Here is a 17,569-nt window from a genome sequence, read left to right as displayed (position 1 = left end):
ATTGCCAATAAATTCTTTCTGGACACGCGTTCCTGGCCCCGACAATGCGCGTTACCAAGGTCATGACAGCGTGTTAAAAGTAAAGGTCTTGAGAGAAAACCAGCGCAAAAATAATACTGAGGTATGCGCTATGATTGTTATTAAATTAGCGGTACTATTGAGCTTACTACGCTTCACACAATCCGACTGATAATAAACAAAATCGAAAATACATGATAAAACTATTAGCTTTGACAATGACTCTGATCAGCACTAGCGCGATGGCGGAATGGACCAAAGTAGGTGAGAGCAGCCTCAATGGAGGCTATACCGCCTACGCCGACGTAGCTTCGATCCAAAAGGCTGGAGACCGCGCCAAAATGTGGGCTTTATTTGATTACCAAACCGTGCAGAAAACCTCCGGTGTTGAATATTTATCAGAAAGAATCCGCCGCGAGTACGATTGTAAACAAAAGCAAATGCGCAAACTGGCTTACAAGTTTTTCAGCTGGAATATGGAAGGCGGCGATCTGATCCGCTCCTACAATCAACCGCAAAAGTGGGTACCGGTCCCGCCGGATAGCGTCGATGAAGCAGAATGGAAAGTAGCCTGTAACAATTGATCTATTGCTGAGAAGTCATCAATTGTAATCCCTACGATTGAACAGAAAGTAAATTTCCGGTAGCGGGCAATCTTTCCCGATTTTACGAATTAAATTCCGTCAGGTAGTCCGTTAACACGTATATCGTTTTATTTGCTGCCTGCGTGCGAGAGCTTACCTCGATGACTTCCCCCGTGAGCCGCTCTCGCCTGACTCTAATCAGTAACATCCAATAACGGAATACCCAACGCATCAGCAATACCTTTTCCATAAGCGGGATCAGCCTTAAGGCAATGGCGGATATGGCGAATCTGAATCTCGCGTGGAGCACCACTGATCGACTTAGCCGTGTTGGTAAACAAAGCTTGTTGCTGCATCGGCGTCATCAAACGAAATAAAGCGCCGGGTTGCGAATAGTAGTCGGTATCTTCACGATGATTCCAATGATCGGCGGCGCCTTCAACAGACAAAGGCGGCTCACGAAAATCCGGTTGCTCCTGCCATTCGCCATAGCTATTGGGTTCATAGCCGGGCGTAGCACCATGATTACCGTCGACGCGCATCTGACCATCACGATGATAACTGTGAAACGGACAGCGCGGAGCATTCACCGGGATCAAGTGATGATTGACACCAAGCCGGTAGCGCTGCGCATCGCCATAGGAGAAAAGACGGGCCTGCAGCATTTTATCGGGTGAAAAGCTGATACCTGGCGCAACGTTAGCCGGATTGAAAGCTGATTGCTCAACTTCGGCGAAAAAATTCTCCGGATTGCGATTGAGTTCCATCACGCCCACTTCAATCAGCGGAAAATCCTTGTGCGGCCATACCTTGGTCAGGTCAAACGGATTGTATGGCAGTTGGGATGCAGCAGCTTCCGGCATAATCTGTATTTGCAATACCCACCTCGGAAAGTCACCCCGCTCGATAGCTTCATACAGATCACGTTGATGACTTTCGCGATCTTTGCCAATAATCGCCTCGGCTTCTGCATCGGTCAGATTCCTGATGCCTTGCTGGCTCTTAAAATGGAACTTAACCCAAAAACGTTCGTTACCAGCGTTGATAAAACTAAAGGTGTGCGAACCAAAACCATGCATGGTGCGATAACTGGCTGGAATGCCGCGGTCAGACATGACAATGGTGATCTGGTGCAACGCTTCCGGTAACGAAGTCCAGAAATCCCAGTTGTTCTTTGCGCTGCGCATGTTGGTACGCGGATCACGCTTCACAGCATGATTCAAGTCGGGGAACTTCAGGGGATCACGCATGAAGAACACCGGCGTATTATTCCCGACCATATCCCAGTTGCCTTCCTCAGTATAAAATTTAACCGCGAAACCACGGATGTCGCGCTCGGCATCTGCCGCACCACGCTCACCGGCAACTGTAGTGAAACGCGCGAACAAATCGGTTTTTTTGCCAATGTGCGAAAAAATTTTAGCCCGCGTGTACCGGGTGATATCGTGTATCACAGTGAACGTGCCGTAAGCACCGGAACCTTTTGCATGCATGCGCCGTTCAGGAATCACTTCGCGATCGAAATGCGCCAGCTTCTCGAGCAGCCATACATCCTGCAGCAAAGCGGGGCCTCGTGGCCCGACCGTCATGGTATTCTGATTATCGGGTACAGGCACACCAGCGGCCGTGGTCAATTTTTTTGAATCACTCATAACAGTCTCCTTTTAATATGGATCAATAATTTTCAGTTATTCAAACCACATAGACAATCGATTCAGGCAAACCTCTTCGGTCATATTGTTTCACTCTGCCGGTATTCAATCGTTAAGCACCCAGTCAGCCTCGTAGTTAACTAATTATAATCATAGCATTATGAATTCCCATCATGAAGATTGAATCTTCATGATGGGAATCAAAATAATAAAGGCTTGAACTTTGTCAATAAACGTGTATCGTATACGGGTCTTTTGGATTCAAGTTGTGAAATGTGATGCGATTGCTTGAGCTTTTTCCTTGATATTCGATGACTACCATGGATTCTCATGGTTGCAACATAAATTATTAATTATTAAGGAAATAGATATGGCAACAGGTACAGTAAAATGGTTCAATGATTCTAAAGGTTTTGGTTTTATCACCCCGGATGACGGCGGAGAAGACATATTTGCTCATTTCTCTGCAATCAGCAGCGGTGGTTACAAATCACTCCGAGAAGCTCAGCGTGTTACCTTCGATATCACAACTGGCCCCAAAGGTAAACAAGCATCCAATATCGTACCGCAATAAATGTAGATTAATTAAAAAAGCCCGACCGTTTACGGTCGGGCTTTTTTAATTATGGCATCTCTCTAATTCTTATAAGCAGTAAAATTGTTTATCAGTTCGATAAAAGTTTTAGGCTGATAATGTTTGAAACTTTCCTCATTGATATAAACAAAATTGATGTGTTCCGTCATTATGGAGTCCATATGGGTTAAGCAGCACCTTATCGGCTTCCCGCAGTTTGATGATATCGAGCTTCTCTTGGTGGGTAAGTCTCATGCTTACAGCAACCAATTGAATAAAAAAGGAGGAAGATTGGAATGGATGCGCCGGGGTACTGCGGGCGATCATCGGAATTTACGCGGAATTCCTGAAAACCGATCCGGATTGCGGTAGCATAGCGGCATTTCAATCCCTATGGTGAGTTGTGCTATGCCTGTCAATATTCCTCCCTTAACTACTGAACAACTGCTGCCCGTTGCGGGTGTGTCCCTCGGCATTGCCGAAGCCGGCATTAAGAAGGCGAATCGCAAGGATTTGCTGGTGATAGTGCTGGACGAGGGCGCGAGAGTCGCCGGGGTGTTTACGCAGAACCGTTTTTGCGCCGCGCCGGTCATCGTGGCCAAGCGGCATCTGGTGCAATCGGTACGCGCGCTGATAATCAACACCGGTAATGCCAATGCCGGAACCGGTGAATCCGGCATTCTCAATGCGCAAACGACATGCACGGCGTTGGCCGGGCTATTGGGCCTTGCACCGCAACAGGTGTTGCCGTTCTCAACCGGTGTAATTATGGAACCGCTGCCGGTGGATCGGATCGTCCAGGGATTGCCGGCGGCACTGGAAAACCGTAAAGCCAATAACTGGTTCGATGCAGCGTATGCGATCATGACCACGGATATCGTCCCCAAAGCGGCCTCGAAGCAAGTTCAGATCAAAGGCAAAACCGTGACGATCACCGGCATCTCCAAGGGTTCCGGCATGATCCGTCCCAATATGGCAACCATGCTAGGCTATATCGCAACTGATGCAACCATCAGTCAGCCGATGCTGCAAAAGCTGGTACAGCATGCGGCGGATCGCTCGTTCAACCGCATTACCGTGGATGGCGACACCTCGACCAACGATGCATTCATCGTGATGGCAACCGGAAAAGCTGGTAACCCAGAAATTGTTAATCCCCACACCGAGGAATTCTGCCAATTACAGGAGGCCATCACCGCCGTTGCCACCGAGTTGGCGAAAATGATCGTGCGCGATGGCGAAGGCGCAACCAAATTCATTACCGTGCAAGTCGAAGACGGCCAAAGCAAGGAGGAATGCGCCAAAGTGGCGTATGCAATTGCACATTCGCCGCTGGTCAAAACCGCATTCTTCGCGTCCGATCCCAATCTGGGGCGTATTCTGGCAGCCATCGGTTATACCGGCATCGATAATCTGGATGTCGATGGCATTCAGCTTTATCTGGATGACGTGCTGGTAGCGGAGAAAGGCGGCCGCGCGGCGGATTACCGCGAAGAAGACGGTCAGCGCGTGATGCATCAGGCTGAAATCACCATCCGTGTCATGCTCAACCGTGGCGCGGCTTCAACCACGGTATGGACGTGCGATTTTTCGTATGACTATGTCAAGATTAATGCAAGTTACCGCAGCTGACAGACCATGGGGTTAACATCATGAGTGATCGGAATAAACTGTATAAGCGTGCGAACAAGCTGTTGGATCGCTTGGAGCATTTCCTGCCGGTAAATCATCCGCAACCGGATTGGCAAGCAGCGGTAGCTTTTCGATGGCGCAGGCAAGGAAACTCCGGATTTATTCAGCCGGTGACACATCCACACCGGATTACGCTGGATGCATTATGCGGCATTGATGATCAAAAACAGCGCATCGATCAGAATACACGCCAGTTCGTGCAAGGATTTCCGGCCAACAATGTACTGTTGACGGGTGCACGCGGCACCGGCAAATCGTCATTGATCAAGGCATTGCTGAACCAATACGCTGAGGACGGACTGCGCCTGATCGAAGTGGAAAAGCATCATCTGATCGATGTGCATGACATCGTCGAAAGAATTTATCAACGCCCGGAACGTTTTATTTTGTTTTGCGATGACTTATCGTTTGAAACCGACGAGCCGGGTTATAAAGCCCTTAAAGTGGTGCTGGATGGTTCGATTGCCACGGTTTCCGATAATGTGTTGATCTATGCGACGTCGAACCGGCGCCATATGGTTCCGGAGTTCATGCACGACAATCTGGATACGCGGCATATCGGCGAGGAGGTACATCCGAGCGAAACTGTCGAGGAAAAAATCTCATTGTCGGAGCGCTTTGGTTTATGGGTGTCTTTTTATCCGTTCGATCAGGATCAGTATTTGGAGATTGTGCATGGCTGGCTGGTTTATTTCGGTATCAGCAAGCTGACTCCGCAGACTCGCGCCGAAGCATTACAATGGGCGTTGCAGCGCGGATCGCGTAGCGGACGCGTGGCCTGGCAGTTTGCACGGGATTGGGCGGGAAGAACACAGTCGGTCAGCGGCAAAATCCCATGAGTCATATCACCCTTCCCAGCCCTGAATTCATTCCTATCGTCGAAGTTGTCGCTGCAATCATTCTGCAACCGGATGGCCGGTTTCTGCTGGCACAGAGACCGGAGGGCAAAGTATATTCGGGCTACTGGGAGTTCCCCGGTGGCAAGGTTGAACCGGGTGAATCCTTATTGCACGCACTGGAGCGTGAGCTATGGGAAGAATTGGGTATCCATGTCCATTATGCCCAGCCCTGGATATCACGCATTTTCGCCTATGCGCACGCGACTGTACGGCTGCATTTTTTTCGCGTGGTGGAATGGGAAGGCAAATTGATACCCAGAGAAATGCAGACTGTATCCTGGCAGATGCCTCAAGAAATTGCAGTTGCTCCCATTTTGCCGGCGAATGGGCCGATTTTGCAGGCATTGTTGCTGCCACCATTTTATGCCATCACCCGCGCAAGCGAGATCGGGCTGGAATCAGCCTTGCAGCAGATTGATCGCGCATTGCAAAACGGTTTGCGCTTACTGCAAATTCGCGAAAAGCAAATGGAGAAAGATAAGTTGCGTGAATTTGCGGAAAAAGTGCTGGCACTGGCACGCGCTCATCAAGCGAAAGTTCTGATCAATAGCGATGCCGGGCTGGCGCGCGAGACCGGCGCCGATGGCGTACATTTGACATCAGCGCAATTGATGGCACTATCATGCCGCCCCGGTCCGGAATATGGGTTATGCGGCGCATCCTGTCACAATGCCGAAGAACTCTATGCAGCCGAGCTGTTAGGGCTTGATTTTGTTGTGTTGGGGCCGGTTCAATCGACCTTAAGTCATCCGGGATTACCGCCGTTGGGTTGGCGCAAGTTCGCCTCGATCATTCGCGACTACTCGTTGCCGGTTTATGCACTGGGCGGACTCAGTTCGGAAGACTTGATCATTGCGCAGGAAAGGGGTGCACAGGGTATTGCCATGATGCGCGGAATCACATAATCATAATTCTCTATAAAATCGGATTGGTATACACAACCACCTGGTTTCTTCCACCTTCTTTAGCTTCATATAGGGCTTTATCCGCTCTTTCCAGAAGAGTCGTGCAGATAAAACCAGCATCTTGCTGCAGTGCAACCGGTAAGTCTCGCAGACTGGCCATGCCTATGGATACCGAGATATTGAGTTGCTTGTCATAAAGAATAATCGCCGAGGAACAAATTGCTTTGCGTAATCGCTCAGCAATTTCATGTGCAGCATGCAAGGCCGTTGAAGGCAGTGCCACGACGAATTCTTCTCCGCCATAACGGGCTACAATATCGCAGGATCTTACTTGCTCCTTGATCAGACTCACCATGTGTCTTAATACCGAATCACCTGTTTGGTGACCATGGCTATCATTGATTTTCTTGAAGTGATCGACATCGAGAAACATGCAGATTAAATCATCATTCCAGCGGATACATCGGGCAATTTCATCTTTAAGGCGCAGATCGAAATAACGCCGGTTGTAAGCTTGCGTTAGCGCATCCTGATAACTGATTTCCTTGATTCTCTGCTGATTGAAGCAGTTTTCTATTGCAACCGCTGTCATGGCGGATAGTTTTTGCAAAAAAAAAGTCCCAATATCCTTTTGGTAACGATGAGGATCCTGGCTCAGCAGCATCATTGCACCAATAACCTGATTACTGCGCCACAATGGTAAAAAAGCCGCACTTTTAATTTGATCCGATGATTTTAACCCATTGATCATCCATCGATATTTTTTTAGCGCCTCGGTTCCCAGCATCGGATTGACGATGAATGACTGAATGATCTCCGCATCGTTGATAACGTCAAGAATCAATAACTTATTGGCACAATCTAAACGCGCTTCTTCGTCATGTTCAAAAAATAAGCGATCAGCATCTTTGTGATGGTCCACGAGACACAGCACCATATCCAGGAGTTGGAATCGCACAATACTTTGAGATAGCAGTAAATCGCGTAACTGTTTAGGGGTGCTGGCGCCAATGATCTCAAAACCAAAAGTTTCGTATAACTCCTGTTTTTTTTCATTGACTCTGGCCTGTTTGATGAAATGATCCAGCTTACGCTGTAACTCACGATTCTTATCATAAACCGATTCATCCATTCTCTACAGGCTCAGTTATTTTTTTCTTCCCGAGTATTCGCAGGCTCCGGAATTCGGTAAGATTCTTGAGCCCATTGTGACAAATCCGCTGTTTTGCATCGCTCTGAACAAAAGGGCCTGAAACGACTAGCAGCTTCCCAAATTACTTTTTCCCCACATTGTGGACAGTTAACTTTACGCTGTTGCATGAAAGAAAATCCTTACATTGATAACAGACAATAAGGCAATCACCCTATTTTGGCAATGAAAAGTTAGATTATTGTTATTCAGACTATTTTTACTAATGTAGCAGATGGCAAGAAAAAGTTGTCAACGTAATATTCGGCTATGCATTTTACAAAAATTTTACATACGTTAGATTAAACTTTTCTGACTTACTCTTGAATACTTATCTAAAGGTTGACAATCCTGGCTACTCGACAAGAACTCTCGGATTTTTTGATTGAAATCGAGAGACGTGCTTATAAGCAAGCTTTATTTGCAGTGCAAGATACGCATGTAGCACTCGACATCGTCCAGGACTCCATGATGAAGCTCGCGGCAAAGTACGCAGCGAAACCAATCGAAGAACTACCGCTTTTGTTTCAACGTATACTGCAAAATACCATCCGGGATTACTACCGAAGGCAAAAAATCCGCTCACTATGGACTTCTTTGTTTTCATCATTTACGCCTGATGACCGGGATAAAAATCATGAAGACTTCGATATTCTCGAAACTTTACCGATAAAACAGGAATCCAACGATCCCGGTACCCAACTTGAGAAAGCTCAGTTGATCCAGTTAATTGAAGAAGCGATAAAAACGCTTCCGTTACGTCAACGCGAAGCTTTTATACTGCGTTATTGGGAAGAAATGAGTTTGGCGGAGACTGCTATAATTATGAACTGTTCGGAAGGAAGTGTAAAAACACATTGTTCACGAGCAACACATACATTAGCTACAATACTCAAAGCAAAAGGAGTGAAATTGTGAACGAGCAGGAATTTGGAAAAAGCATTGCCCGATTGTTAGACCAAAGTAGCGATGAAACTATCAAACAAAGCACACTGTACCAGCTGCAATCGGCACGTCAAGCTGCCCTGGAGCAATGCGAGCCGGAATCAAAACTCATGAATTCAGGCCGCAATATCTCAGTTTATGGCAGACACGGCGGATACTCAACCGGTGGAAAGCTATTATTATTGTTAACCGCAATATATATTTTGATGAATATCATGCTGACCCAATTTGCTGAGCATGAAAATAATGCAGCGATTGATACCTTGATACTGGCCGATGATTTGCCAGTGGATGCTTACATTGATAATGAGCTTGAGAAATGGCTGGATATCGATTAATCACTTTATGCGGGATATTTTTTTTCTTCACTACTGAAGTCCTGGCCGATTCGCATCAGCTCGACTGGAAAGATCTGACAAATCAACAGCAAGAAATTCTGGGACCCCTGGCGGAAGATTGGAATGTCATGAAACTGGAGAGAAAGAAAAAATGGCTCGGCATTGCAAAACGCTATCCCAAAATGAGTCTGAAGGAACAGCACCGTATACAATCACAAATGCAAAGCTGGCATGCTTTGACTTCCGAACAAAGAAAGCAAGTGCGTGAAATTTACAAAAAAATGGAACAGCTGCCCGCCCAGAAAAGGCAAGAAATCAAGCAACGCTGGCAGGATAACTAACCGTTGCTAGGAGGCCTGAAAGATCTCCCGTTTTTTGGTGTCACCAGCCTGTTTCATCGCGCAAAGCTCGTTCATCCTGTTTATCAAGCATGAAAAAAGCAGCCTCTAATTCATCAACAAAACCGTTTCTATCAGCAGCAACAGCGATCATTCCATTTGAAATCCGCACCCGTCACTTGTTTCCTACAAGATAATTTTTATCTTGTCTTCTTCGCCGTTTAGTTCATGCAGCGAACTGATTATTCATCTCTCAGTCATCCTTCCATCAGTTGGGCCGATGAAATTACAGCACAATTAATCGATCAAGAAACTATACTGGCCTGGCTCCCAATCGAGCTCGATACCCAGCTGCATTTCTCACCAGGGTTGATCGTGGTAACCAATAAACGCTTACTGGCCAAAATGCTTGGCGATGAAGCATGGCAAGCATGGCACTATCGCAACGGATTGTCATTAACGCAACGCGATTATGCAGGCATTGGCTGCTTAGAGTTATATGATCCGCATGCACGACTTTCATTTTGGCGTTATCGCCTGGGTAACGATGCTGCAGTAAGCCGTTTGATTCATTGCTTCACTGAACAACGAGGCTATCATCTTACCGGTAAGCTCCCGTCATCCTCCGATACGCTAGCACAGTGTCCAAGTTGTTCTATATATTTATTTTCCGAAGAAGAATGTACAGTCTGCGAGAAACAAAATCATACTCCCCCTTCAACCTGGACTTTATTTCGCTTGTGGCGTTTTGCGAAGCCCTATAAAGGGCGTTTGCTCATTGGGCTTCTGCTGACTTTATGCAGCACGGCTGCAACCTTGGTGCCACCCTATTTAACCATGCCACTGATGGATAACGTACTGATACCCTATCAAAATGGTCAACCCATCAATACGGATCTGGTGACACTATACCTATCCGGTTTGCTGGGCGCATCGATTCTTGCCTGGATATTAGGATGGGGCAGAACCTATATGCTGGCCCGTGTTTCCGAGCGAATTGGCGCTGATTTACGTACCGCAACCTACGAACACATGCTGAATCTTTCGCAGGAATATTTTGGAGGCAAGCGAACCGGTGATCTGATGGCGCGTATCGGTGCCGAAACCGACCGGATCAATCTGTTTCTCTCGTTACACCTACTGGATTTCGCCACCGATGTCATCATTATTGCGATGACTGCCGCAATTTTACTTTCAATCAATCCCTGGCTGGCGCTGGTAACGCTGATACCGTTACCCATTATTCTCTGGTTGATTCATAGCGTGCGTCACCGGCTGCGCATAGGTTTTGAAAAAGTCGATCGGATTTGGGCCGAAGTCAATAACGTCCTTGCGGATACCATTCCAGGCATCCGGGTGGTTAAGGCATTTGCTCAGGAAAAGAGAGAAGCGGCGCGTTTCCATGCGGCTAACCAGCGTAACTTACACGTCAACGATCGCGTGAACCGGGTTTGGTCATTATTCACACCCACCGTTACATTGCTGACTGAAGTAGGCCTGCTGGTTGTTTGGGTATTCGGTATCTGGCAGATCTCCCAAGACGAGATCACCGTCGGCGTGCTGACAGCCTTTTTGGCTTATATCGGCCGCTTCTACATTCGCCTGGACTCAATGAGCCGTATCGTCTCCATTACGCAGAAAGCCGCGGCGGGCACCAAGCGCATTTTTGACATTCTGGATCAGGTGTCCAGCGTCCCGGAATCACCCGATCCCATTCATCTGCCGGCGATTCAAGGCCGGATCGAATTACGCAATGTCGCCTTCCGGTACGGAACGCGCAGCATCGTGCGTGACATCAATTTAACTATCCAGCCGGGAGAAATGATCGGCCTGGTCGGACACAGCGGCTCGGGGAAAAGCACGCTGGTTAATCTGATCTGTCGTTTCTATGATGTCACGGAAGGGGTTATGCTGATCGACGGACATGATATCCGCACCTTATCGATTGCTGAATATCGCAAACATATTGGCCTGGTGCTTCAAGAACCTTTTTTGTTTTTTGGCACGATTGCTGAAAATATCGCATATGGCAAACCCGATGCAACTCGGGAAGAAATTGTATCCGCTGCGCGTGCTGCGCATGCCCATGAATTTATCCTGCGCCTGCCGCATGGTTACGATTCGCTGGTGGGGGAACGCGGGCAAGCCCTCTCAGGCGGCGAACGTCAGCGCATTTCAATTGCTCGCGCCCTTCTAATTAATCCACGCATCCTAATTTTGGATGAAGCAACCTCCTCTGTGGACACAACGACCGAAAAAGACATTCAACAAGCACTGGATAATCTGGTGCGTGGCCGCACCACGATTGCCATCGCCCATCGTCTGTCTACGTTGCGCGAAGCCGACCGGCTCATCGTGCTTGATCGGGGCATGATCGTTGAGATCGGCAACCACACTGAATTGATGACACAGCAAGGCTATTACTACCGCTTATGGCTGGCACAGGCACGCAATGTGGATACGGAAGACAAGACCCTGGCTCCGATTGAAGCGCACAGTAGCCGCGGGAGCGTATAAATGAATATGATCATTAATTACCAATTAACCCGGAATTTGTATGGAAAGCTTGTTCTGATGAATCAATCCGGCGTGATGCACGAAGGCGTAGTGCCGATCCGGGCATTTCCAATCACCGATCCGGATCATGGCATTGCACTGATTGATTCACAGGGACATGAATTGGTGTGGATTAATCAGCTTGATGATTTGCCACCGCATTACCGGGAACTGATTGAATCGGAGCTGGCACATCGTGAATTTATGCCGGAAATCAAACGCGTTTTGAAAATATCCGGCTTTATCACGCCCAATACCTGGGAGGTTGAAACGGATCGCGGCGAAACTGCTTTTATTCTTAAGGGCGAAGAAGATATCCGTCACTTATCAGCAACATCGTTAATCATCACCGACAATCATGGCGTTCATTTCCTGATTCAGGATCGCTTGGCGCTGGATCGCCAGAGCCGTAAATTGCTGGATCATTTTCTTTGAAAACACGTGTTGAAAAGACGCGAGGAAATTTGTATTCCATTCCCGTTTGCAAATGATTATCCCTTGATGCACACCACTTGTCTCAGGGTATGGACGACCTCCACCAGAGAACTTTGCGCCTGCATGACCGCATCGATATTCTTGTAGGCCAGCGGAATCTCATCGATCACGCTGACATCCTTGCGGCACTCGACATGAGCGGTTGCCGCGATCTGGTCGGCAAGCGTAAAACGGCGCTTGGCTTCGTTACGGCTCATGATACGCCCGGCGCCGTGACTACATGAACAGAAGGCTTCCGGATTCCCCAGGCCACGAACGATGTAGCTTTTGGCGCCCATGGAACCGGGAATAATGCCCAGCTCACCTTTCTGCGCAGATACCGCACCTTTGCGTGTTACCAGAATTTCCGCACCGAAGTGGATTTCCTTTTGTACGTAATTATGGTGACAATTGACCGCCTCCACATCCGCTCTGAACGGCTTGGCAATAACCTTGCGCGCAGCAGCAATGACATTCTGCATCATCACCGCGCGATTACGCCGCGCAAAATCCTGCGCCCAACCCACGGCCTCGACGTAATCCTCGAAATGCTTGCTGCCTTCTTCGAAATAAGCCAGATCGCGATCCGGCAGATTGGCAATGTGATGACGCATATCCGCTTGCGCCAGCTCGATGAAGTAAGTACCTATGGCATTGCCGACACCACGCGAACCCGAATGCAGCATGAACCACACGCGATCAACCTGATCCAGGCAAACCTCAATGAAGTGGTTACCGGTGCCTAACGTGCCCAGGTGCTTGTAGTTATTGGTTTTCTTCAGCCGCGGATATTTCCCGGTAAGGCGATCAAATCCAGGAATCAGGCTCGCCCACATGCTATCCACTGATGCCGGCGGCGTATCCCAGGCGCCTTGATCGCGCTGGTTACGTTTTGAAGTGCGGCCATGCGGTACGGCGCGTTCGATGGCGCTGCGCAATTCAAACAACTGATCCGGCAAATCCTGTGCTGACAGTGTCGTGCGCACAGCCATCATGCCGCAGCCGATATCGACGCCCACCGCCGCCGGAATGATGGCGCCCTGGGTGGGAATCACGCTCCCGATGGTCGAACCCTTACCCAGGTGCACATCCGGCATTACCGCCAGATGCCGGTAGATAAAGGGCATACGGGCCGTGTTCATCAACTGTGCGCGGGCATCGTCCTCGACAGGTACGCCGCTGGTCCACAGCTTGACCGGTTTGCCCTTCTCAACTTGCAATACTTGATATTCCACGCGATACCTTTAATACTTGATCAATACAAATGTTTTCAAATGCAAAGCTATAAAATTATTTGCCATTACTTGGATAGTGTCGCCGCAATATCCCGGAAACTATTCAGCCCGGCCTCCAGGTTCTCGATAATATCGCCCACCAATTCGTCCGGTTCCGGCAAATTATCCAGATCGGACAAGCTTTTATCCTTGATCCAGAAAATATCCAGGCTGGTTTTATCGCGCGCCATGATCTGATCGAAGCCGTATTTGCGCCAGCGGCCTTCCGCGTTCTGCTCGTTCCAGGTTTCCTGCCGCTGATGACGGTTTTGCGGGTTATAGCAGGTGATGAAATCCTGTAAATCCTCGAAGCGCAACGGTTTCTTCTTCAGCGTATGATGAATGTTGGTGCGGTAATCGTAATACCACACCGTCTTGGTCCATGGCTCCTTGCTGGCCTCGCGGTTATCGAAAAACAACACATTCGCCTTCACGCCATTGGCGTAGAAAATACCGGTCGGCAACCTCAGAATCGTATGCAGATCGGTAGTCTCAAGCAATTTTCGCCGTACCGTCTCGCCTGCGCCACCCTCGAACAGCACATTATCCGGCACCACCACGGCAGCTTTCCCAGTGGTTTTCAGCAGGGTGCGGATATGCTGCACGAAATTGAGCTGCTTGTTCGATGTCGTCGCCCAGAAATCTTGCCGGTTGTAAGTCAGCTCGTCTTTCTCCTGCTCGCCTACCTCGTTGGTGAAACTCATCGCGCTTTTCTTGCCGAACGGCGGATTCGCCAGCACGTAATCGAAGCGCTTACCGGAATCCGCCACTAGCCCATCATTCGGGGAAATCATGCTGTCGCCATCGATCTCGCCGATGTTGTGCAAAAACATATTCATCAACGCCAGGCGCCGCGTATTAGCTACAATTTCGTTGCCGTAAAACGTCTCGTGCTTCAGAAACGCTTTCTGCGTTTTATCCAGCGCATGCCCGGCGACCAGAAAATCATACACCGCTAGAAAAAACCCGCCGGTACCGCACGCCGGATCGGCAATGGTCTTGCCCGGCTCCGGCCGCACGCACGCCACCATGGCTTTAATTAACGCCCGCGGCGTAAAGTATTGCCCCGCACCGGATTTGGTATCTTCCGCGTTGCGCTCCAGCAAGCCCTCGTAAATATCGCCTTTGACATCCGCACCCATCGTTACCCACTGGGTTTCATTGACCATGTCGATCAGGCGGTACAATTTGGCCGGATCCTGAATCTTGTTCTGCGCCTTGGTAAAAATCTGCCCCAGCATCCCCGGTAGTTTGCCTAGTTCCATCAGCAGCGCCACGTAATGCACCTCCAGCTCCGCACCACGCTTCGCTTTCAAACTTTGCCAGTTGTGTTCGGCGGGAATGCCGACTTGGCGGTTATACGGTGGCTGGCCATACTCATCCGCCATTTTCAGAAAAATCAGATAAGTAAGCTGTTCCAGGTAGTCGCCATAACCCACCCCGTCATCGCGCAACGTGGTGCAGAAACTCCAGACTTTGGAAACGATCGATGTGGTTGCGCTCATTTATTAATCCTGTGTCCTATTATGCTCTCGATACAACTAATTTCTGCCCAGCTCCTTCATAGCATTATCATGATGCTGCTGCGCTTCTGAGTTATGTTGTTGCGCGAGTGCTATCGCTGCTGCGATTTCCTCAATGACAAATGGTGTTGCCTCAGCAATGCCCTCGAATACCACCCTCAAACCATTAGCAACACGTGCTCTTGCATCGGGATGCAACACAACAAACAATCCACCAACAAGCAATGCCAGCTTTACCCAATCCGGGGCTTTGCTAACCCTCGCAATCAACGCTTTGCTTCCTGAATATATTCCGGCAATGGCGGCATAACCAACCTTTGCAAATACCACCCCTCCAATTTTAATGTTCAGCTCGATTGCCGTGGCACGCGAATAGTTGCGCAGATGGGTGATGCACTCAACAGAAATGTGGTTTCCCCTCATCTGCCCAATATGTCTATCCTTGCTGATTACTCCTATTGCACCTATGGTTTGCGCGAGCGCCACGAATTCGGCATCATCCGGATCAATGCCTTCCCTTAATTCGAGTACCTTCTCGCTATCCGGTTCAGCAATCTTAATCCGCATCCTGTAGCTTGCCCACTCGGCAGTTAGCCGAGTAATATCCAGCCCCTTTCTTGCAGCGATCTTGGGTAGATGTTCCTCCACTTCATCAAAGAGCGCCGGAGGTGCATACAGGTCAATCGTTTCTGTCTCAATAACTTCCATCAAATCGGTCTTGGCTGTTGAATTCTTTCGTTCAGCTACCAGCCCAGAGAAGGTCACCCAGCACAACATTAGTGTCCACAATCAAGCGAAACTAGGCAGCACTGCTGATGACAGCACTAAATTCCTTCCAATAACTGACAACCACTCTTAGCTCTTTCAGCTTGTCTGAACGAACAGTAATAGCATCCTCAACCCTGGATGATGCCTTTCCGCCTCTCGCCGCGCTCATGTCGCCTTTCTCCCGCGCGTTGGTTTGTCAGATTGTTCACGTCCCGCCCTAATACGCGCCAGCAATTCCGAGGCAGACTCGTCGTTCTGGTCTTGCGGCACCAACTGGCCGGAGAAGGCTTTTTTCAGAATAGCTTGGCGCAGGGCTTCGGCTTGTTGTAAGGATGTCGTGATGGTTTGGTCGAGTTGGTCGGTTTCGGATAAGCGAGATTCAAGTTCCAAATGAACTTGTCTTTGTTCTTCAACACTGCACAGAGCAACAACCAACGATTGAATCTCACCCGTATTGATGTTATTCACGCCACTAGTTGATTTTGCCTTCTGTTCAATCTGCTTTCTAACTGAGTGAAGTGCAAATGTATTGAGCAAGAATCTCGGTTCTACAATGTGTAGATTCGAACGCAATCTGATCAAGTAGCCAGCATACAAATAATCAATATCTGCGCTAGAAACAAGTGCACATCGCCCAACAATCGAAACGCTGCCATTTGAACGGATTATCAAAATGTCACCAACGTTTAATTTGTATGACGCTATTTCATCTGCAGTGAATTGCGCAAATTTCAAGTCGGAAGCATCAACTTTTCCCGAAATTACATTGGGAATTCTCAGGACACCTATCCCGTCAACTTCGTAATCACATTTCTTTGAAGTGCCATAGGTCGGATCATCAATTACAGCGCCAACTCGTATGTAAGCCCACCCCTCCGGCAATTCAGGTAATTCGGCCAATTCTTCAGCGGTGAGCGAGGGTAGGGATTTCGGGGGTTTGGGTTTGCTGCCTTGCTTGCCGGAGGCTTCCCAGTCGGCGAGTTGTTGCTGGTAACGTTGTGCGCGTTCTTGCTGGATATGCTTGAGTAAAGCATCCGCGGTTCCGAGGGGTTTGTCATTTCCGCTCCCTGCTTCGTTATTTCCACGCAGTGCCGGCCCACGCGAAGGCGTGGGGCGGGAGTTTGTGTCATTCAAAAACTGGGCCCCCGCCTGCGCGGGGGCGACGGATTGTTTAACACGACGCTGCGCACGCCATTGCGCGGTGAGTTTGCCTTCGAATGCGTGTTTCAGCAATGCTTGACGGTACACCTTGAGCTGTGCTTGGGCGGTTTTCAGGTTTTCGATACCCTTGTCCAGCTCGGAAAACAGTTCTTCGATTTTGGCGACGATGCGGTGTTGTTCGTGAAGAGGAGCAACAACGATCTGAAATGATTTCAATTTTTTCTGATTTATTGAAGATTGGTTTACTGCTCTTTGTGCGGCATCAATAAATATACCTTTTACTCTCAGGTACTTAAATTGATAATTCAGAAAACCGGAGGAAAAATGTTCGACAGGACGAATCAGAAGGATGTTTATTCCGTGAATTAGTATTTCAACTTGATTTTTAAATAGACCTGTTTTGCCAAGATGAGCATCGCTATTTATATGACTGAGAAGAATGTCTCCATATTGAAGTGCATGTTTCTCAATAAATTCTTTGCCGTTTTCCTTGATGTATTTGACTCTGTCGAGGTCAATATTTTCGTTCCAAATAGTCTCAATTCTACAAATTGGATACCCTACTTTTTCTTCATACTGAATAACGTTTGCGCCATTGCTAATTTTAAAAAGTACATTATCAAGCTCACAGGTAGTCCAGTTTTCTGGCAATTTCTTCACATTCTGTAGTTGTAACATT

General features: G+C 48.4%; 20 protein-coding genes. 11 read left to right on the top strand and 9 right to left on the bottom strand.

Features of this window, described 5'->3' with window-relative positions; genetic code table 11:
* The first annotated feature begins 212 nt into the window (after positions 1–212).
* A complete protein-coding gene (locus CPG39_RS12085) occupies positions 213–602 on the top strand; it encodes a surface-adhesin E family protein (protein WP_096293789.1) in 390 nt (129 codons plus the stop codon).
* A gap of 194 nt (positions 603–796) precedes the next feature.
* On the opposite strand, the gene CPG39_RS12080 is transcribed toward CPG39_RS12085, so the two are convergent.
* On the bottom strand, positions 797–2,254 hold the full coding sequence (locus CPG39_RS12080; protein WP_096293787.1) for a catalase: 1,458 nt from the start codon (positions 2,252–2,254) through the stop codon (positions 797–799).
* A 370-nt stretch (positions 2,255–2,624) separates the two neighbouring features.
* Here CPG39_RS12080 and CPG39_RS12075 point away from each other — a divergent pair, with 370 nt between their 5' ends.
* From CPG39_RS12075 to CPG39_RS12055, 5 genes are all read left to right on the top strand, one after another.
* Positions 2,625–2,828 (top strand): cold-shock protein, encoded by a 204-nt coding sequence (locus CPG39_RS12075; RefSeq protein ID WP_013648451.1) that lies wholly within the window; start codon positions 2,625–2,627, stop codon positions 2,826–2,828.
* Between the two features lie 171 nt (positions 2,829–2,999).
* Complete coding sequence (locus CPG39_RS12070; protein ID WP_096293785.1) at positions 3,000–3,200, top strand: hypothetical protein; 201 nt, start codon at positions 3,000–3,002, stop codon at positions 3,198–3,200.
* 36 nt (positions 3,201–3,236) lie between these two features.
* Complete coding sequence (gene argJ / locus CPG39_RS12065; RefSeq protein WP_096293783.1) at positions 3,237–4,460, top strand: bifunctional glutamate N-acetyltransferase/amino-acid acetyltransferase ArgJ; 1,224 nt, start codon at positions 3,237–3,239, stop codon at positions 4,458–4,460.
* A 20-nt stretch (positions 4,461–4,480) separates the two neighbouring features.
* Complete coding sequence (locus tag CPG39_RS12060; protein WP_096293781.1) at positions 4,481–5,359, top strand: ATP-binding protein; 879 nt, start codon at positions 4,481–4,483, stop codon at positions 5,357–5,359.
* Positions 5,356–6,324, top strand: a complete 969-nt coding sequence (locus CPG39_RS12055) for a Nudix family hydrolase (RefSeq protein ID WP_096293779.1) — start codon at positions 5,356–5,358, stop codon at positions 6,322–6,324. The genes CPG39_RS12060 and CPG39_RS12055 overlap by 4 nt, the downstream gene beginning before the upstream one ends.
* A gap of 10 nt (positions 6,325–6,334) precedes the next feature.
* On the opposite strand, the gene CPG39_RS12050 is transcribed toward CPG39_RS12055, so the two are convergent.
* The gene (locus CPG39_RS12050) at positions 6,335–7,456 is read right to left on the bottom strand and encodes a diguanylate cyclase (RefSeq protein ID WP_096293777.1); all 1,122 of its coding nucleotides are present in this window, start codon (positions 7,454–7,456) and stop codon (positions 6,335–6,337) included.
* Positions 7,457–7,467: 11 nt separating this feature from the next.
* Complete coding sequence (locus CPG39_RS12045; protein WP_013648457.1) at positions 7,468–7,644, bottom strand: DNA gyrase inhibitor YacG; 177 nt, start codon at positions 7,642–7,644, stop codon at positions 7,468–7,470.
* Positions 7,645–7,855: 211 nt separating this feature from the next.
* Between CPG39_RS12045 and CPG39_RS12040 the strand changes: the two genes are divergently transcribed.
* The 3 genes from CPG39_RS12040 to CPG39_RS12030 are packed head-to-tail and all read left to right on the top strand — an operon-like array spanning position 7,856 to position 9,137.
* Positions 7,856–8,431, top strand: a complete 576-nt coding sequence (locus CPG39_RS12040) for an RNA polymerase sigma factor (protein WP_197702877.1) — start codon at positions 7,856–7,858, stop codon at positions 8,429–8,431.
* Positions 8,428–8,796 carry a DUF3619 family protein gene (locus CPG39_RS12035; protein WP_172424121.1) on the top strand — a complete coding sequence of 123 codons (369 nt, stop codon included), beginning with the start codon at positions 8,428–8,430 and terminating at the stop codon, positions 8,794–8,796. Before CPG39_RS12040 ends, CPG39_RS12035 begins: the two co-directional genes overlap by 4 nt.
* Complete coding sequence (locus CPG39_RS12030; protein WP_096293773.1) at positions 8,778–9,137, top strand: DUF3106 domain-containing protein; 360 nt, start codon at positions 8,778–8,780, stop codon at positions 9,135–9,137. The genes CPG39_RS12035 and CPG39_RS12030 overlap by 19 nt, the downstream gene beginning before the upstream one ends.
* 40 nt (positions 9,138–9,177) lie before the next feature.
* Here the strand turns inward: CPG39_RS12030 and CPG39_RS14915 are convergent, their stop codons facing one another.
* Complete coding sequence (locus CPG39_RS14915; protein ID WP_269457629.1) at positions 9,178–9,306, bottom strand: hypothetical protein; 129 nt, start codon at positions 9,304–9,306, stop codon at positions 9,178–9,180.
* 56 nt (positions 9,307–9,362) lie between these two features.
* Here CPG39_RS14915 and CPG39_RS12025 point away from each other — a divergent pair, with 56 nt between their 5' ends.
* A complete protein-coding gene (locus CPG39_RS12025; protein ID WP_096293771.1) occupies positions 9,363–11,651 on the top strand; it encodes an ABC transporter ATP-binding protein in 2,289 nt (762 codons plus the stop codon).
* Entirely contained in the window at positions 11,652–12,125 is a 474-nt protein-coding gene (locus CPG39_RS12020; protein WP_096293769.1) for a DUF1854 domain-containing protein, read from the top strand. It abuts the gene before it with no gap.
* Positions 12,126–12,181: 56 nt separating this feature from the next.
* Here the strand turns inward: CPG39_RS12020 and CPG39_RS12015 are convergent, their stop codons facing one another.
* From CPG39_RS12015 to CPG39_RS14595, 5 genes are all read right to left on the bottom strand, one after another.
* Positions 12,182–13,399, bottom strand: coding sequence for an RtcB family protein (locus CPG39_RS12015; protein ID WP_096293767.1), 1,218 nt, complete (start codon positions 13,397–13,399; stop codon positions 12,182–12,184).
* A 65-nt stretch (positions 13,400–13,464) separates the two neighbouring features.
* Positions 13,465–14,943 carry an HsdM family class I SAM-dependent methyltransferase gene (locus CPG39_RS12010; protein WP_096293765.1) on the bottom strand — a complete coding sequence of 493 codons (1,479 nt, stop codon included), beginning with the start codon at positions 14,941–14,943 and terminating at the stop codon, positions 13,465–13,467.
* A gap of 36 nt (positions 14,944–14,979) precedes the next feature.
* Positions 14,980–15,738 (bottom strand): PIN domain-containing protein, encoded by a 759-nt coding sequence (locus tag CPG39_RS12005; RefSeq protein ID WP_096293764.1) that lies wholly within the window; start codon positions 15,736–15,738, stop codon positions 14,980–14,982.
* 22 nt (positions 15,739–15,760) lie between these two features.
* Entirely contained in the window at positions 15,761–15,898 is a 138-nt protein-coding gene (locus CPG39_RS14530; RefSeq protein ID WP_172424120.1) for a hypothetical protein, read from the bottom strand.
* Positions 15,895–17,568, bottom strand: a complete 1,674-nt coding sequence (locus CPG39_RS14595; RefSeq protein ID WP_145956239.1) for a restriction endonuclease subunit S — start codon at positions 17,566–17,568, stop codon at positions 15,895–15,897. Before CPG39_RS14595 ends, CPG39_RS14530 begins: the two co-directional genes overlap by 4 nt.
* Position 17,569: the final 1 nt, after the last annotated feature.

The organism is Nitrosomonas ureae (assembly GCF_900206265.1).
GTDB lineage: Bacteria > Pseudomonadota > Gammaproteobacteria > Burkholderiales > Nitrosomonadaceae > Nitrosomonas > Nitrosomonas ureae_C.
This window is presented reverse-complemented; position numbering and strand designations above follow the sequence as displayed.

Excerpts from the sequence above, each read along its gene's own strand:
- CPG39_RS12085 (WP_096293789.1), top strand. The coding sequence starts at position 213 with ATGATAAAACTATTAGCTTTGACAATGACTCTGATCAGCACTAGCGCG.
- CPG39_RS12080 (WP_096293787.1), bottom strand. The coding sequence starts at position 2,254 with ATGAGTGATTCAAAAAAATTGACCACGGCCGCTGGTGTGCCTGTACCC.
- CPG39_RS12075 (WP_013648451.1), top strand. The coding sequence starts at position 2,625 with ATGGCAACAGGTACAGTAAAATGGTTCAATGATTCTAAAGGTTTTGGT.
- CPG39_RS12070 (WP_096293785.1), top strand. The coding sequence starts at position 3,000 with ATGGAGTCCATATGGGTTAAGCAGCACCTTATCGGCTTCCCGCAGTTT.
- argJ (WP_096293783.1), top strand. The coding sequence starts at position 3,237 with ATGCCTGTCAATATTCCTCCCTTAACTACTGAACAACTGCTGCCCGTT.
- CPG39_RS12060 (WP_096293781.1), top strand. The coding sequence starts at position 4,481 with ATGAGTGATCGGAATAAACTGTATAAGCGTGCGAACAAGCTGTTGGAT.
- CPG39_RS12055 (WP_096293779.1), top strand. The coding sequence starts at position 5,356 with ATGAGTCATATCACCCTTCCCAGCCCTGAATTCATTCCTATCGTCGAA.
- CPG39_RS12050 (WP_096293777.1), bottom strand. The coding sequence starts at position 7,456 with ATGGATGAATCGGTTTATGATAAGAATCGTGAGTTACAGCGTAAGCTG.
- CPG39_RS12045 (WP_013648457.1), bottom strand. The coding sequence starts at position 7,644 with ATGCAACAGCGTAAAGTTAACTGTCCACAATGTGGGGAAAAAGTAATT.
- CPG39_RS12030 (WP_096293773.1), top strand. The coding sequence starts at position 8,778 with ATGGCTGGATATCGATTAATCACTTTATGCGGGATATTTTTTTTCTTC.
- CPG39_RS12025 (WP_096293771.1), top strand. The coding sequence starts at position 9,363 with ATGCAGCGAACTGATTATTCATCTCTCAGTCATCCTTCCATCAGTTGG.
- CPG39_RS12020 (WP_096293769.1), top strand. The coding sequence starts at position 11,652 with ATGAATATGATCATTAATTACCAATTAACCCGGAATTTGTATGGAAAG.
- CPG39_RS12010 (WP_096293765.1), bottom strand. The coding sequence starts at position 14,943 with ATGAGCGCAACCACATCGATCGTTTCCAAAGTCTGGAGTTTCTGCACC.
- CPG39_RS12005 (WP_096293764.1), bottom strand. The coding sequence starts at position 15,738 with ATGTTGTGCTGGGTGACCTTCTCTGGGCTGGTAGCTGAACGAAAGAAT.
- CPG39_RS14530 (WP_172424120.1), bottom strand. The coding sequence starts at position 15,898 with ATGAGCGCGGCGAGAGGCGGAAAGGCATCATCCAGGGTTGAGGATGCT.
- CPG39_RS14595 (WP_145956239.1), bottom strand. The coding sequence starts at position 17,568 with ATGTTACAACTACAGAATGTGAAGAAATTGCCAGAAAACTGGACTACC.